Annotated in this window: 15 protein-coding genes; 13 read left to right on the top strand and 2 right to left on the bottom strand. The window is 67.5% G+C overall.

Annotation, left to right across the window (positions count from 1 at the left end; genetic code table 11):
* The first annotated feature begins 3 nt into the window (after positions 1 to 3).
* The 3 genes from NTM_RS18345 to NTM_RS18335 are packed head-to-tail and all read left to right on the top strand — an operon-like array spanning position 4 to position 2,709.
* Positions 4 to 450, top strand: a complete 447-nt coding sequence (locus NTM_RS18345) for an SRPBCC family protein (protein ID WP_163767076.1) — start codon at positions 4 to 6, stop codon at positions 448 to 450.
* Positions 447 to 1,640: an acyl-CoA dehydrogenase family protein gene (locus tag NTM_RS18340; protein ID WP_104864853.1), complete on the top strand. Its 1,194-nt coding sequence runs from the start codon at positions 447 to 449 to the stop codon at positions 1,638 to 1,640. The genes NTM_RS18345 and NTM_RS18340 overlap by 4 nt, the downstream gene beginning before the upstream one ends.
* Positions 1,630 to 2,709 (top strand): acyl-CoA dehydrogenase family protein, encoded by a 1,080-nt coding sequence (locus tag NTM_RS18335; protein ID WP_163767075.1) that lies wholly within the window; start codon positions 1,630 to 1,632, stop codon positions 2,707 to 2,709. The genes NTM_RS18340 and NTM_RS18335 overlap by 11 nt, the downstream gene beginning before the upstream one ends.
* Here NTM_RS18335 and NTM_RS18330 read toward each other — a convergent pair.
* On the bottom strand, positions 2,700 to 3,914 hold the full coding sequence (locus NTM_RS18330; RefSeq protein WP_163767074.1) for a cytochrome P450: 1,215 nt from the start codon (positions 3,912 to 3,914) through the stop codon (positions 2,700 to 2,702). The two genes, NTM_RS18335 and NTM_RS18330, sit on opposite strands and share 10 nt — an antisense overlap.
* A gap of 97 nt (positions 3,915 to 4,011) precedes the next feature.
* Between NTM_RS18330 and NTM_RS18325 the strand changes: the two genes are divergently transcribed.
* Genes NTM_RS18325 through NTM_RS18315 form a run of 3 tightly spaced genes read left to right on the top strand, consistent with a single transcriptional unit; the run spans position 4,012 to position 7,431 of the window.
* Positions 4,012 to 6,096 carry a CoA transferase gene (locus NTM_RS18325; RefSeq protein WP_163767073.1) on the top strand — a complete coding sequence of 695 codons (2,085 nt, stop codon included), beginning with the start codon at positions 4,012 to 4,014 and terminating at the stop codon, positions 6,094 to 6,096.
* Entirely contained in the window at positions 6,077 to 6,316 is a 240-nt protein-coding gene (locus NTM_RS18320) for a hypothetical protein (RefSeq protein WP_104864849.1), read from the top strand. Before NTM_RS18325 ends, NTM_RS18320 begins: the two co-directional genes overlap by 20 nt.
* On the top strand, positions 6,313 to 7,431 hold the full coding sequence (locus NTM_RS18315) for a thiolase family protein (protein WP_163767072.1): 1,119 nt from the start codon (positions 6,313 to 6,315) through the stop codon (positions 7,429 to 7,431). Before NTM_RS18320 ends, NTM_RS18315 begins: the two co-directional genes overlap by 4 nt.
* Here the strand turns inward: NTM_RS18315 and NTM_RS18310 are convergent, their stop codons facing one another.
* Positions 7,432 to 8,652 (bottom strand): CaiB/BaiF CoA transferase family protein, encoded by a 1,221-nt coding sequence (locus NTM_RS18310; RefSeq protein ID WP_163767071.1) that lies wholly within the window; start codon positions 8,650 to 8,652, stop codon positions 7,432 to 7,434.
* 87 nt (positions 8,653 to 8,739) lie between these two features.
* Between NTM_RS18310 and NTM_RS18305 the strand changes: the two genes are divergently transcribed.
* The 7 genes from NTM_RS18305 to NTM_RS18275 are packed head-to-tail and all read left to right on the top strand — an operon-like array spanning position 8,740 to position 15,026.
* Complete coding sequence (locus NTM_RS18305; RefSeq protein WP_232079757.1) at positions 8,740 to 9,966, top strand: CaiB/BaiF CoA transferase family protein; 1,227 nt, start codon at positions 8,740 to 8,742, stop codon at positions 9,964 to 9,966.
* The gene (locus NTM_RS18300) at positions 9,942 to 11,207 is read left to right on the top strand and encodes a CoA transferase (protein WP_337781410.1); all 1,266 of its coding nucleotides are present in this window, start codon (positions 9,942 to 9,944) and stop codon (positions 11,205 to 11,207) included. The genes NTM_RS18305 and NTM_RS18300 overlap by 25 nt, the downstream gene beginning before the upstream one ends.
* Positions 11,204 to 11,656 carry a VOC family protein gene (locus NTM_RS18295; protein WP_104864846.1) on the top strand — a complete coding sequence of 151 codons (453 nt, stop codon included), beginning with the start codon at positions 11,204 to 11,206 and terminating at the stop codon, positions 11,654 to 11,656. The genes NTM_RS18300 and NTM_RS18295 overlap by 4 nt, the downstream gene beginning before the upstream one ends.
* A gap of 51 nt (positions 11,657 to 11,707) precedes the next feature.
* Positions 11,708 to 12,901, top strand: coding sequence for a cytochrome P450 (locus NTM_RS18290; RefSeq protein WP_163767070.1), 1,194 nt, complete (start codon positions 11,708 to 11,710; stop codon positions 12,899 to 12,901).
* A gap of 26 nt (positions 12,902 to 12,927) precedes the next feature.
* Positions 12,928 to 13,479, top strand: a complete 552-nt coding sequence (locus NTM_RS18285; RefSeq protein WP_163767069.1) for a nuclear transport factor 2 family protein — start codon at positions 12,928 to 12,930, stop codon at positions 13,477 to 13,479.
* A gap of 15 nt (positions 13,480 to 13,494) precedes the next feature.
* On the top strand, positions 13,495 to 13,797 hold the full coding sequence (locus NTM_RS18280) for an acyl-CoA synthetase (protein WP_163767068.1): 303 nt from the start codon (positions 13,495 to 13,497) through the stop codon (positions 13,795 to 13,797).
* A gap of 35 nt (positions 13,798 to 13,832) precedes the next feature.
* A complete protein-coding gene (locus NTM_RS18275) occupies positions 13,833 to 15,026 on the top strand; it encodes an amidohydrolase family protein (RefSeq protein ID WP_104864842.1) in 1,194 nt (397 codons plus the stop codon).
* Positions 15,027 to 15,031 lie beyond the last annotated feature (5 nt).

Below are 15,031 nucleotides of genomic sequence, written 5' to 3'. Positions count from 1 at the left end.
CGCATGCCACGGATTGCGATCACCAAGGACGTCGATGCGCAGGCGGCAGACGTGTGGGCCCTGCTCGAGAACTTCGCCGATATCAGCTGGATACCCGTCGCCGGTCACGTCGAGATCGACGGTGCGGGCATCGGTATGCGCAGGTCGATTCACGGCACCGGTGAGACGCCGGTGGTCGAGACGCTGACCCTGCTCGAGCCGGAGAGGATGCGAATCGGCTATACCATCGCCGACAACCCGCTGCCCGTATCGCGGTTCGACGCCCTCGTCACAGTCCGTCCCGCTCCGTCGGGATCTCCGACGGGATCGGAGATCACCTGGGAGGTGGATTACGATCCGGCGGGACCGACCGACTCCGACGCCGTGGCGGCCCGCGAGGCCGTCGAGGCCGTCTACGGGCTGATGGCGCAGTGGCTCGCGGACGGCGCCGCGCATCGAGACCCCTCGTGACAGACGGCGACTACGGCGTCGCGCTGTCGGCGCAGGATCGGGCGTTCCGCGACGAGGTCCGGGCCTTTCTGGCATCAGCGCTGACCGCCGACGGGCGGCAGGCCGGCGGCCGCGACCCGGACCGGCTCCACCGGATGCGGCTGTGGCAGCGCCGTCTACACGACGCCGGGCTGGCGGCCATATCGTGGCCCGCCGAATTCGGCGGGCGCGGCGCCACTCCGGTGCAGCAGCTGATCTTCAACGCCGAGATGGCGGCCGCGCGTGCGCCCGAGCCGATCAACCGCAGTGCGATCAATCAGCTCGGCCCGACGATCATCCAGTGGGGCACCGACGAGCAGCGCGACTACTTCCTGCCCCGCATCCTGTCGGCCGACGATGTCTGGTGCCAGGGCTTCAGCGAGCCCGATGCGGGCAGCGATCTGGCGTCGCTGACCACCCGTGGCGTCATCGACGGCGAGGACCTGGTGATCACCGGCCAGAAGATCTGGACGTCGAAGGCGCACTACGCCGATCGCATCTACGTGCTGGTACGCACCGACCCGAGCGCTGCACCGCGAGACGGCATCAGCTACGTGCTCGTCGATCTCGACACCGACGGCATCGACGTCCGGCCGATCCGGCAGATCTCCGGGGACGCCGAGTTCAGCGAGGTGTTCTTCGACGGGGTGCGCGTACCGCTGTCGAGGGTGCTGGGCCCGCTCAACAAAGGCTGGCAGGTCGCGAAGTCCACCCTGGGGTACGAACGGGTCGGGCAGAGCCGCACCCACCGCATCGAGCGGCGGCTCGACATCCTCGTCGCACTGGCGGATGCGCCGAACGCGCTCAGCGACCGAGGCCTCGACGACAGTTACCTGGCCGACCATCTCGCGCGGTTCGCCGCCCAGGTCGAGGCGTTACGCCAGATCTCCGCGCAGGCCACCGCCGCGGGTGTGCGGGGTGTGAGCCCCGGCCCCGAAGCATCGATGGCCAAGCTCCTGACCTCTGAGGTGGACCAGGCCATGGCCAACTTCGGTCTGGACCTGGTCGGCCCGGCAGGCACTCTGGAGCGCGGTTCACCATCGGCAGCCAAGGACGGCAACGTCGCCAAGAGCTATCTGGTGATGCGGGCCGCGACCTTCGGGGCCGGCACCTCCGAGATCCAACGCAACGTCATCGCCGAACAATTGCTGGGACTGCCCCGTGATCCGTGACCTCGAACCGTCGCTCGCCGACATCGCCGACAGCGCAGCCGAACTCGCAGAACTGCGCGCCACCGCCGACCACAGCCTGCGCCGCGCGTGGGCGGTGGAACGCACCCGGTCGCTGCTCGACGCGACCACGCCGGCCTTCGACGAGAGGCTCTGGCACACCGTCGTGCAGATGGGCTGGCCGGACGTGCTGCTCGACGAGGCGCACGGAGGCGGCGGAGCCGGCCTGCGGGAACTGTGCGTTCTGGCCGAAGCAGCAGGCGCGGTCGCGCTCCCGGTGCCGTTGGCAGCGGCGGCCGCCGCGGCGTGGTGCACGCAGCGTCGCACCGACGACATCGCGTTGATCCTCGACGACGCCGGCGCCACCGTCAGCGGCGACAGAGTGAACGGCACATGGTCGCTGGTGCCGTTCGGCGACATCGCGGACAGGCTGGTCGTGCTCGCGCAGCGCTCGGGTGAAGCGGTGCTCGGTGTCACGTCCACCGCCGCCCCCGGGGTGAGGCGTCAGAGCGAACGACCGCTCGATCACAGCCCGGCCGCCGCCATAATTCTGGAGGACGCCCACCTGGACGTCATCGCGACGGGACCCGACGCCCTCGCACGCCACCGCGCCGGGGTGAACAGGTGCCGGCTGGCCACGGTCGCCGAACTGATCGGCATCGCGTCGGCCGCCAACGACGCTGCCGTCGAGTACGCCAAGGTCAGGGTCACGTTCGGCAGGCCCATCGGGGCCCGCCAGGCCATCAAACATCGATTGGTGGAACAGCGTTCGGCGATCGAGATCGCGCGGGCCCTGGTCAACCGTGCCGCTGACGCGGTCGAACTCGGACACCCCGACGCCGACGCGCTCGTCTCGCTGGCGGTCTTCTGGGCCATCGATTCACTTCGCCGCGTGCCAGAGGGAGCCACTCAGGTCTTCGGCGGCATCGCCTACACCTGGGAACACGACGCGCACGTGCATCTGCGACAGGCCGCGACGCGGATCGCGGCCCTGGGGTCGCGGGCCGAGCACCGCGCCGTCGTGGCGGACTGGCTGCGCAGGCGCCGCTCTCGAAAGAGCGGTCAGCGATAGTCGAGGGTGACAGGCAACCGGTCGAAGGTGTGCACCAGCGCTGACGGCCGGGGCACGGCTTCCCCGGTGACCCGCAAACCCTTGGCGCGCTTGATCACCTCGTCGAGAACGACCCGGGCTTCACGGCGGGCCAGTGCGGCGCCCATGCAGAAATGCTCCCCCACCCCGAAGCCCAGGTGGCTGGACGCGTCGGTGCGGTGGACATCGAACTCCTCCGCCGTGGGGCCCCAATGCTCGGCATCACGATTGGCCGACGCGTACGCCAGCAGCAGACCGTCTCCCTCGCGAATGGTGACACCGCGCACGTCGACGTCGTGCGCGGCCTGTCGGGCCATGCTCATCACCGGCGTCCACCACCGAAGGACCTCTTCCACCGCGTTGTTGCCGACCTCCGGGTCGGCGAACGCCTGCTCAGCCTGGTCGGGGTGCATGTCGAAACACGCGGCGATACCGGCGATCAGGCTCTGGGTGGTCTCGCTGCCCGCCGCCAACAACGTGAGCGCGTAGGTCATCACCTCGATCTCGTTGAAGGGTTCGCCGTCGATGCGCACCTGCGACAGCATCGACAGCAGGTCGTCGGCGGGTTCGGCGGCACGGCGGGCCACCAAGTCCATCAGATACGGAGCGACCTCGCCGAAGATGGTTTCCATGTCGCTGTCCTCGGCGACTCCTGAACCCACCTTCGCGATCGTGGTCGCCCACCCGGCCACCTTCGGCCAGTCGGCCGACGGAACCCCGAGCAGGTGCGCGAAGACGTACACCGGGAACGGCTCGGCGACATGTTCGATCCAGTCGAACTCGCCGTCGGGCAACTCGTCGAAGATGGACGCGATCACCTCACGGACGCGGCTCTCGATCTTGCCGACCGCGGCGGGAGTGAAGCGCACACCCAGCGCCTTGCGGTGCGAGCGGTGCTTGGGCGGGTCCATGAACAGGATGCCACGGGCGCCGTATCCCTGCGGGTCACGGCCCTCGCGACGAGCCACGAGATCCATCATGATCGCGATACGCTCGGACTTGAACTTCTCCGGCCGAGCCGAAATGGCCTTGATGTCATCGTATTTGGTGACGACCCAGAACTTGCCCTCCTCGTACCAGTGCACCGGATCGGTCTCGCGCAGCTCGCGGAACGTCGCGTTGGGATCGCCGAGGTAGAAGGAGGCGTCGTCGAAGCGGGCCGCGGACTGGGCTCTGGTCGTCACCATGCGATAGACCTTAGAGCACACCCAACATGGACACAATCGAACGAATATTGTTCAATTGTCGTTGCGCTGACGTGCCAGCAGATCAAGGGAGGGCCGCGTGACCGACGCCGCCGCGCGGTTCCTGACGGATGTGCGCGTGCTCCAACTGGGTGACGGCATTGCGGGTTCGGCGGCCTCGGCACTGCTGGCCCAACTCGGCGCGACGGTGACCCGGGGCCAAGCGACGGAGATCCACCGCCACGGCCCCGCGATCCGTACATCACGAGGCATGGCCGCTGCCGTCGATCTGGTGTTGGATCGCGAAAAAAATTGCCGGACACAAGGCTTCGATTCCGGTGATTACGACATCGTGATCGTCGACGGCGCGCAGCAGACACCGGAGACCGGCCCCGTTTCCGAACACGACGGAACGGTGCTCGTGATGATCTCCGCGTTCGGCGCGGACGGTCCACCCGACCATCGGCTGCCCCGGGGCGAGATCACCGCACAGGCAAGCGGGGGTCTGCTGGCCGGCGTCGAGGACCCCGACGGACATCCGGTCCCCATCCCCGGCTACGTGGCATCGCGTGCGGTCGGAGCGGTGGCCGCGCTGGCCGCCCTGCACGGCCTCGAGCGACGCAATCGCGACGGCGGCGCGGTGGCCGTCGACGTGTCGGCCCAGGAAGCGGTGATCTTCTGCGCCGCGCTGCCCGAGTGCGCCCATGTGATGTACCGGTGCCCCGGACGGGCCGGCAGCGGTCGCTACCTCGCGCCGTCGGGCGTGTTCGCCTGCAGGGATGGACTCGTCCGCATCACCGCGGTGGAGAACCACCAGTGGAAGGGTCTGCGCACCGCGCTCGGCGACCCGGAGTGGGCCGCAGGGCTCGACGAACGACCGGCTCGCATCGACCACGCCGACCTCATCAACGCCCGGGTCGCGGAATGGGCCGCCGAGCGGCTCAAGGACGACTGCGCAGCCCTGCTTCAGGCCAACGGCGTGCCGTCGACCCCGGTCAACCGGCCGGGAGAACTGCTGGCGTCCCGTCAGCTAAGGCACCGCGGCGCGCTGCGCCCGGCCACGCTCGAGGGGCGCGACGCCACCGTTCTCGGGCCACCATGGTCGGTCGCGCACAGCCCTGCGTCCGCGATCAAGCGGCCGGGGCTGACCGGTCTGCGCATCGCCGAACTGACCCACGTCCTCGCCGGCCCCATCGTCGGGGCGCTGCTGGGCGCGATGGGCGCTGACGTCGTCCGACTCGAGGACCCGGACCGGCTCGACATCTACCGCAGGAGCGGGCCTTTCGCCGACGGCGTCGCCGGCCCGGAACGGGGCGCCTACTTCGCCGTCGCGAACCATTCGAAGCGCAGTGTCCTCCTCGACCCGGCGCATACCGCTGAGCATGTCGGCGCCGTCCTCGCGGAGTCGGACGTTCTCATCGAGAACGTGGGGTCGTCGCGTCTGCACCGACTCGGGGTGGATCCGTCGGCTCTGGCCGGCACCGGGCTGCTGACCCTTCGCGTGTCGGGGTTCGGTTCCGACGGCCCACTGGCCGGCTATCGGGTGTACGCCAACAATGTTCAGGCCTATGGCGGGCTCGCCGGCGTGTGCACCGCGGCGGACGGCACCCCGGCACGGCTTTCGACCGTCCTCGCCGATCCGCTGTCCTCGGTGTTCGGTGCCGTGGTGATCGCCGCGTGGGCGCTCGGGTCGAGCCGATCGACCGGGGCGGTCGTCGACCTGTCGATGGCCGAAGTCGTGGCCTCGACCGTGGCGGAATTCGTCGCGTCCGCCTCGACGGGGGACGAACCGGCAGATGGCGACGTCGTTCGCGCGGTCCATCCCGCGACCGACGGCCGCTCGGTGGCCGTCGAACTCCGCGGCGCACAACGCGACAACGCCGACCTCGTCGCCGCGCTGATCACCACCAACCGGGCAGAGGACGCCGCATACAAGCTCCTGAACGCGGGTGTGGAGGCCGCCGTCGTCCGTCGTGCCGACGAGCTGGTGTCCGACCCACACCTGAATCGGCGCGGCTTCTTTCCGCGGATAGACCACCCCGATCCCGATCTCGACACCGGCTCCCTCGTCGGGCTGCCCTGGAGGTTCCTCGGCGACCCGCCGATTCCGCTACGCCCCCCGCCCGCCCTCGGCAGTTCCAACGCCGACTTCGCAAGGACGACACATGCCGACATCCCCATCTGAGCGCACCGCGACGGTGTGGGCTTCGACGTTCGTACCGACGAAAGCTCCCTTCCAGGACTGGGGCACCGAGGGTTACAGCGTGGCGTGGGTCGACACCGCCGAGGGTCGGCGACAGGTGTTGGTGGAGGGATCCAGGCCGGCGCCGGGCGCGGTCGGGCGGCTGATCCTGCGTAGCCTCGGCGAGGACACCGTCGAGATGTTCTCGGCGGGCGCACAATGACCGGGGTCTACCTCAGCGGGATCGGGATCACCCATTTCGGACGGCACGGTGATACCGCACTCGCCGACTTGGGTGTTGCCGCAGCGCACGAGGCGCTGGCCGATGCCGGCATCGCCTACGACGACGTCGGAGAGGTGTTCACCGCGTCGGCACTGGCACCGCCGCAGACGGGAATGCGTGTCGCACTTTCGTTGGGTCACACTGGAATTCCGGTCACGGCCACCGAAAGCGCTTCGGCGGGAGGCTTGGTCGCGCTGCGTCATGCGGTGTGGGCGGTGGCGTCCGGTCGGTGCCGAATCGCGTTGGCCGTCGGATACGAGAAGACCACCGCGCTGGAGCCGGGAGGTGTGGTGCCCGCCGCAGTGGGTTTCTGGGACCGCTTTCCCCCGCAGACGCACTATGCGATCGAGGCGGCACGGTGGTTGTACGACGCCGGATGCGGACCGGACGTCATCGCGGCGGTCGCGGCGAAATCCCATAATCAGGCGAGGCTGAACCCGTTCGCCGCTCGGCGCAGCGAGCAACCGGTCACCGTCGACGACGTACTGGGTGCGCGTTCGGTGGCCGAACCCCTGACGAAGATGATGTGCCACGCCTCGGTGGACGGCGGCGCCGCAGTCGTCGTCACGGCCGATCGGCTGCCCAGATCGGTATCGGTACTGGCGATCGAACAGACCAGCTGGCCGGTGGACCCGCAATGGCCTCAGGAGGGACCCGTCGTGGGCCCACCCTCGCAGATAACGATGACGGCTCAACGCGCGTACCGGGCGGCAGGTATCGAACCCGGTGACGTCGATGTGGTGTCGCTGCACGATATGTGCGCCAGCGAGGAGATCACGGCGTTGATCGCGATGGGATTGACCGACACCGCCGGGGTGATCGAGCTCGCCCGAACCGGAGGGCTCGCCAACGACGGGCTCCTGCCCACCAACACCGACGGTGGTTGCATCGCACGCGGACACCCGATCGGCGCCACCGGCCTGGCCCAGGCCGCCGAGGTGGTGCGCCAGCTACGCCATGAGGCCGGCGACCGGCAGGTCCGTGATCCGCGCATCGGCCTGGTCCAGGCCGTGGGCGGCGGCGGTTCCTGCGCTGCGGCCGTCCTCACAGCATGATCAGGCGATCGCACCGCTTTCTTTGAGCGCCATGATCCGATCCCAATCCCCGCCCAGTTCCAGGATCAATTCTTCGGTGTGCGCGGAGAATTCGGGCATGGGCGTCAGCTGCAGCGGCGTCTCGTCGTAAAGCACCGGGCTGGCGACCAGATCGAAGGACTGACCGTCCTGGTCGACGGCTACGATGTTGCCGTTCGCCCGGACCTGCGGATCGACCGCCACCTCCGCGGTGTTCTGAACGGGCGCCCACTGCCCGTCGAACCCGGCGAGCACCTCCCGCCAATGCGCGAGCGGATGCGCCGAGATCACACCGCGCAGCACATCGATGGCGACCTGGGCGTTCTCGGCGAACGCGGCGTAGGTGGCGAAGCGGTCATCGGTGGCGAGATCGGCGGCACCGACCCGTCGACAGAACTCCGCGAAGTAGCGAAAGCCCTGCAGCATCGACAAGGACAGGAAACGTCCGTCGGAGGTGCGATAGAAGCCGACGAGCGGATTGTTCGGAGTGACGTTGGCCCCGCCCGGATTCGTCTGCCACGGCCGGCCGCTGAGCAGCGCCGCATTGACGGCGACACCGGAAGCCCAGACACCGACCCCGAGCAGCGAGATGTCCACCACCCGCGCGGTGCCGGTGCGCTCGCGCTCGAACAGCGCCGCAGCGACCCCGCCGGCGATGGTCATTCCGCCCATCGAATCGCCATAGGCCGGACCGGGTTGCGGCACAACGCCATCGAGATCACAGGGGGTGGATCCCATCGCTGCACCGGCACGACTCCAGAACCCCGTCATGTCGTAGCCGCCGGTACCTGCATCCGGCCCCAACGGTCCATAGGCGCTGCCCCTGGCATAGATGATGTCGGGGTTCACGGCGCGGATGTCCTCGACGTCGATGGCCAATTTCGCACGCGCATCGGGCAGGAAGTTGGTCAGGAACACATCACTGGTACGCGCGATGTCCAGCAGTAGTGCGTGCCCGTCCGGGGTCGACATGTCCAGGGCCACCGACCGCTTACCGCGATTGGCGTGCTCCATCACCGGATTACGCTCACCTTCGATCTGGATGTGGCCGAGTTGCCGCAGTCCGCGCTGCGAATCGCCGGTCTGCGGATGTTCGATCTTGATGACATCCGCCCCCCAGTCCGCGAGCACTGCGCCTGCCGCAGGAACAAAGGTCCACTGCGCCACCTCGAGGACACGCACTCCGGACATCGGTCCGCTCATCGATCGGCACTCCTCGCGCACTCGGGACAAAAGGTGTCGGACTTGAACAATAGAACATCAGTTGTCCATTTGCGATATGGTTGCCCGGTGACCGACGGCGCCTTGTCCCACCTTCGAGTGTGCGATCTCAGCGGGCAGCTGGCCGGTGCGGGGGCGACGAAGATCCTGGCCGCCTTCGGGGCGCAGGTGATCCGGGTGGAAGACCCTGTCACGCGGGGTCTGTGGGATGCGTTGCGCGGCGTCGGACCCTACGTCGACGAACGGCGGGGGGTCGACCTCGGAGCAGGATTCAACAATCACAACGTCGGCAAGTACGGCGTCACCATCAATCTGCGCACCGACGAAGGCAGGCAACTGCTCCGGGAACTCATCGCGGTCAGCGACGTCGTCTGTGAGAACTTCGCCGCCGGCGTCATGGCCAAGCGAGGCTTCGGCTACGAGGACCTCAAGCGGATCAAGCCCGATATCGTCTACGTCTCCAACTGCGGTTTCGGCCACACCGGCCCGTATCGGGATTTCAAGACGTGGGGCCCGATCGTGCAGGCCGTCAGCGGGCTGACATACACCTCCGGGCTTCCCGACGCCGAACCCGCCGGGTGGGGCTTCTCCTACATGGACCACGGATCGGCGTTCTACATGACCGTCGCGATCATGGCAGCCCTGCACCACAGGGCGCGCACGGGTGAAGGTCAGCACGTCGATCTGGCGACCGTGCCCGCCGGTACCTCGATGCTCCCGACCGAGATCCTGAACTGGACGGTCAACGCCCGACCGACCGGCCGCGGCGGCAATCGCTCCGACTTCGACGAGTACGCGCCGCACGGCATCTATCCCTGTGCCGGGCAGGATCGCTGGGTCGCCATCACCTGCCGCGACGACCGCGAAGTCGCCCTGCTGGGAAAGATCCTCGACGAGCCCGCACTGTCGTCCGAACGGTACGCGTCCCTCGCCGAGCGACTGAGATCTGCCGACGAGATCGACGAACTCATCAGCGCGGCGACGGCAACCCGTGACGCGGTGGCGCTCGCCGACGACCTCGTCCGCGCAGGCGTGCCGGCGAGTGTGGTCAAGAGCCCGCGCGAGCGCATCGACGCCGATCCCGACGTGGCTCGCATGGGCCTGTTTCCCACGGTGTCCCACCCCGACATCGGCCCGGTCCGCGTCGAAGGGCTGCCGATGACATTCTCGGCGACTCCGTGGCACGTAGACGTCGCCGCGCCGAAATTGGGTCAGCACAACCGCGAGATACTCGGTGGCCTGCTCGGGCACGACGACACCGTGATCGACGACTGGGCCGAGCGAGGTGTGATCTGACCGCCCTTGCCGACCTTCGCGTCGTCGAACTCAGCGCCCAGTTCACCCCGGTCGCCGGACGCGTCCTCGCCGAACTGGGCGCCGAGGTCGTCGTCGTCGAACCACCGGCCGGCTCACCGCACCGGTCGCGGCCGCCCTTCGTCGACGACGAGCCCGGTGTGGACCGCAGCCTGCGGTGGTGGGCGGGCAATGCCGGAAAGCGCAGTGTCACTGTCGATTCCGGCACAACGAAGGGAATCCGGGCGCTACACCGCCTGATCGCCACCGCAGACATCGTGGTCGCCGGCGGCGACCACGTTCCCGGCGGGAGCCTCGGGTACTCCGACCTCGCCGCCGGTCTTCCGTCGTTGATCTGGGTCGCGGTCACCCCCTTCGGGGTCGCGAGCCCGCGCGCCGACGATCCCGTCACCGACCTCACCATGCTCGCCGGCGGCGGCCCGGTGTGGAACTGCGGCTACGACGACCACTCGATCCCGCCGATGCGCGGTGCGGGCGAACAGTCCGTGAACATCGGTGGCCTGTACGGCGCCATCGGTGCGCTGATCGCACTGGCCCACCGTGACCACACCGGGGCGGGTCAGTTCGTCGACGTCAGCGTGACCGCCGCCTGCAACGTGACCTGCGAGCAGACGACATACCACTGGCTGGTCAATCAGGCGGTCTGCCAGAGACAGACCGGACGGCATGCCTACCCCATACCCAGCTCTCCGGTGCAGGTGCGCTGTGCTGACGGGCACTACGCGACCACAGGTGTGCTTCCCCGCCGTCCCGAGGAGTTCGCCCGGCTTCACGACTGGCTTGTCGAACTGGGACTCACCGACGATTTCCCGGAAGCCTTCTTCCTCGAGTTGGGCGCCGCGCGTGAGGAAGCCGTCGACCTGTCGGCCATCGGCGAGGACGACGAGACGACGGCGATCCTGAGCGCGGCGCGGGAAGCGATCACACTGATCGCATCCCAGCTGTCGGCCAAGGAGTTCTTTGTCGCGAGCCAGCGGCGCGGCTTCCCCGCCGGTGCGATCCTGCCGCCCCATGAAGCGTTCGACGACGAGCACAACGTGACGCGGGGAATGCACGTGCCGGTCGACCATCCCGAGTTGGGCCGCACGGTGACCTACCCAGGTGCGCCGTATCTGTTCAGCGCGACTCCGGCCACGCCGCCTACGCGGGCTCCCCTGCTCGGCGAACACAACAGCGCTTTCGACGACATCCTCTTTCCTGCGCACCCCGATACCGACCGATGACGAACGGGCATCGTCTCACCCATATCGGCATCTGCGTGCAAGACCTCGCGGTTGCCGTCGAGTTCTACTGCACTGCGCTCGGATTCGAGAAGATCGGCGACATGCACGTCGACGACGACGCGAGTGCGCGCCTGCTCGCTGTCCCGGGCCTCGTACTGGACCTGGTTTACCTGCACCGAGACGGCTTCCGGATCGAGCTGCTCAGCTACACCCACCCGGAGACGACGGGTGACGCCACCCCCCGGGCGATGAACGCCGTCGGCCTGACCCATCTCTCGTTCCGCGTGGACGATGTCGATGCGCTGAGCGCGACGATCGTCGAGCACGGCGGACACCTGCTGGCCGACCGCACGGTCACGTTCGGCGGGGGCAACCGCGGACTGATGCTGACCGACCCGGACGGGAACCTCCTCGAGCTCATCGAACGAATCGCACCCGCCGGGGATTAGTCAGATGATCACTATACGTTCATTTGTACAGCCGAGTGATAGAGTGCCAGCGTGCCCGCGACCAGCGAGTTGATCTACTCGCCCTTCTCCAAGGCGATCTTCGACGATCCGTATCCGGTGTATCGGCGGTTACGCGCGGAAGCGCCCGTGTATCGCGATCCCGAGCAACGCTGGTGGGTGCTGTCCCGGTTCGACGATGTGACCGCGGCCCTGCGCGACTGGGAGACGTACTCGTCGAAATCAGGCCCGGCCCCGGAGAATCCGGATGACGACGGCCGCAAGTACTCGGTGATCTCGATGGATCCCCCTCGGCACGACCGAATTCGCGGAGTGCTCAAAGGATTCTTCACCCCGCGCGCCGTCGCGGCCATGGAGAACGCCCTGCAGGCCGTGGTCGATCATCACCTCGGCCGGTTGAAAGCGGGCACCACCGTGGACGCGATGGAGGCATTCGCCTTCTCCGTGCCCACGGATGTGATCGGCGATCTGCTCGGTGTCCCGCACGCGGATCGCGAACAGTTGCGCGTCTGGTGGGAGGCCTTCCTGACCAGGCACGAGGGTGAGGTGGCGATGCCCGCGAGCGCGATCGACGCCAATCGCAAGATCAGTGCCTACATCGGCGACCTGATCGAAACCCGGCGCAGCGCACCCGGCGACGACCTGATCAGCATCGTGCTGCAGGCCACGTTCCACGACCCGGAGATCGGTGAGGATCGGGCGCTGACGCCGCACGAGGTGTTGATGTTCTGCAATCTGCTGTCGGCCGCGGGCTCTGAGACCACGCAGAAGTTGATCTCGAACGGCCTGGTCGCCATGCACGATCACCCCGATCAGTGGCAGCGAATCGTCAACGACCTCAGCCTCATACCCGCCGCGGTCAACGAGGCCCTGCGTTACGACACGCCCAGCCACTGGGTGGCGCGCACACTCACCCGTCCCGTCGAGTTGCACGGCGTCACCATGGACGCCGGGGATTGGGTACTGCTGCTACTGGGCAGCGCAAATCGCGACGAGCGCCGCTACGAGGATCCCGACCGATTCATCCTCAACCGTCCCCGGGGCACCGACGTCTACTTCGGCTGGGGCATCCACATCTGCCTGGGTCAGTGGTTGGCCCGCCGCGAAGCGCAGATGGTCTTCGAGTACGTGGCCAAGAACTTCCCGAACTACACCATCGGAGCGCACGAACGGGTACTGACCGCCACGGTCCGCGGCTACACGAGCGTGGAGATGACGTTGCGCTGACCTGCGAGTGACGAAGGAGCGACCCGATGAGCACACTGACCCGCGAACAACTCACTACGATCGCGCAGCGATGGACACGGGCGAATGCCGAAGCCGAGACTGCAGGCGACTGGCGAAGCCTGTCGGCGTTCTACGCCGACGACGCGACCTACGGGTGGAGCGCAGGTACCGAGTGGGACGTGATGTGTGTCGGTATCGACGAGATCCGCGATATCGCGCTGGGACGCGAGATGGACGGTCTTCTCGGCTGGCGCTATCCGTATGCCCGGCTTCTCATCGACGACGAGGCGGGCGAGATGGTCGGCTTCTGGCGACAGTTCGTCGACGAATCCGGTGACACACCACGTGAAGTGCACGGGATCGGAGCGAGCTGGTTCGGTTTCGCACCGGACGGCAGGTTCGCCTGGCAGCGCGATGTCTTCGACCGAAGCCACGTCGCCCTGGTCTTCGCCGATCTGGCGGCACGCGGTCACCTGAGCCCAACGATGCTCGGGCGCCTCAGCAGCCGGGCAGAGGGCGTGATTCCTCCCGGTTACTATCCGGCCGGAGCCACCCCGGTCCCACTGTGGCCGCGATGAGTTGCAGGAGAAACGATGACAGAGGCCGGAAAGCCGGAGCGATCGTCTGACCGCACCAAGCTCGATGAGGACGACCACGACCTGCTGACCTTCACCGAGGTCGGCGAACGCCTGCGCCGCGAGGTTGCGGCAGCGGAACGGGAAGTCACCCGGCTCGCGGCGCTAGGCCCGACACCCGAGCTCACCCGAGCCGAAGCCCGCCTCCGAGACCTGCGCGCCGCCGCCCGCCGCAATACGGCACAACCGATCAACGACGAGAACTTCGAGCGCTTCTTCGGCTATCCCGGTAAAGCCCGGCGCGGGTCCGGCGCCGACTAGAGTGTGAACCGTCGCTCTCAGATGAGGAAATCGAGATGCCCCTGCAAGATCATCACCAGATCATCTCCGTCGATGACCACCTCGTGGAACACCCCCGGGTATGGCAGGACAGGCTCCCCGCCAAGCACCGTGAGGCAGGACCGCGGATCATCGAGCGCGACGGCAAACACCTCTGGTCCTACGAGGACATCACCTATCCGACCATCGGCCTGAATGCCGTCGCGGGTAAGCCGATGGAGGAATGGGGCATGGATCCGGTGCGCTACGAGGACATGATCCCCGGTTGTTACGACCCGGTCGCACGTCTGGCCGACATGGACCTCGACGGAATCCAGGCGGCGCTGTGTTTCCCGTCGTTTCCCGGTTTTGCCGCCGGCACCTTCCAGCGCGCCAAGGACAAGGAACTCGCGTTGCTCTGCGTCAAGGCGTGGAACGATTTCTACATCGACGAGTGGTGTGCGACGGCGCCGGACCGCTATATCCCCCTGGCGCTGCTACCCATCTGGGACATCGACGCCTGTGTCGCCGAGGCCGAACGGACGGCGGCGATGGGGGCACGTACGGTGTCGTTTCCGGACAGCCCGGTGCCACTGGGTCTTCCGTCGTTCCATTCCGATCACTGGGACCCGCTGTGGCGGGTGTGCTCAGAGCACAAGATGCCGGTCTCGATGCACTTCGGCTCCGGTGGCTACGTGCCCGGCTTCTCCTACTCGTCCATGGCGAAATATTCGACGCTGGAGGCGTCGAACGGACAACGCGCGATGCCCGACTCACCGTTCGCGGTGGCGATCACCCTGTTCGCCACCAACCTGATGTGGTCGACCGTCGACCTGCTCTTCTCGGGCAAGCTGCAGCAGTTCCCCGATCTGCAGTTCTCGCTCGCCGAGGGCGGTATCGGCTGGGTGCCTTACATTCTCGAGCGATCGGACTACGTGTGGGAGCGCCACCGCTACTACCAGTCGATCGACTTCGACGCACGCCCGTCAGAGCTGTTCCGTGGCCATTTCTACGGCTGCTTCATCGACGATGAGCATGGTTTGGCGAACCGGCACACGATCGGTGTGGACCGCATCACCATCGAAAGCGACTACCCGCACTCCGATTCGACGTGGCCCAATACGCGCAAGCGCGCGGCCGAGGTGCTCGCCGAGGTGCCCGATGACGAATGTTCACTGATCGTCGAGGAGAATGCCCGCCGGATGCTGAACTTCCCCAGGACCGCCGCCTGAGCGTT

Origin of the sequence: Mycolicibacterium parafortuitum, from assembly GCF_010725485.1 — a bacterium.
Taxonomy (GTDB): Bacteria; Actinomycetota; Actinomycetes; order Mycobacteriales; family Mycobacteriaceae; genus Mycobacterium.
The sequence above is the reverse complement of the archived record's forward strand: the minus strand, read 5'-3'. Positions and strand labels throughout refer to the sequence as shown.

Excerpts from the sequence above, each read along its gene's own strand:
- NTM_RS18285 (WP_163767069.1), top strand. The coding sequence starts at position 12,928 with ATGAGCACACTGACCCGCGAACAACTCACTACGATCGCGCAGCGATGG.
- NTM_RS18330 (WP_163767074.1), bottom strand. The coding sequence starts at position 3,914 with ATGGTGACGACCAGAGCCCAGTCCGCGGCCCGCTTCGACGACGCCTCC.
- NTM_RS18315 (WP_163767072.1), top strand. The coding sequence starts at position 6,313 with ATGACCGGGGTCTACCTCAGCGGGATCGGGATCACCCATTTCGGACGG.
- NTM_RS18310 (WP_163767071.1), bottom strand. The coding sequence starts at position 8,652 with ATGAGCGGACCGATGTCCGGAGTGCGTGTCCTCGAGGTGGCGCAGTGG.
- NTM_RS18320 (WP_104864849.1), top strand. The coding sequence starts at position 6,077 with ATGCCGACATCCCCATCTGAGCGCACCGCGACGGTGTGGGCTTCGACG.
- NTM_RS18295 (WP_104864846.1), top strand. The coding sequence starts at position 11,204 with ATGACGAACGGGCATCGTCTCACCCATATCGGCATCTGCGTGCAAGAC.
- NTM_RS18280 (WP_163767068.1), top strand. The coding sequence starts at position 13,495 with ATGACAGAGGCCGGAAAGCCGGAGCGATCGTCTGACCGCACCAAGCTC.
- NTM_RS18345 (WP_163767076.1), top strand. The coding sequence starts at position 4 with ATGCCACGGATTGCGATCACCAAGGACGTCGATGCGCAGGCGGCAGAC.
- NTM_RS18275 (WP_104864842.1), top strand. The coding sequence starts at position 13,833 with ATGCCCCTGCAAGATCATCACCAGATCATCTCCGTCGATGACCACCTC.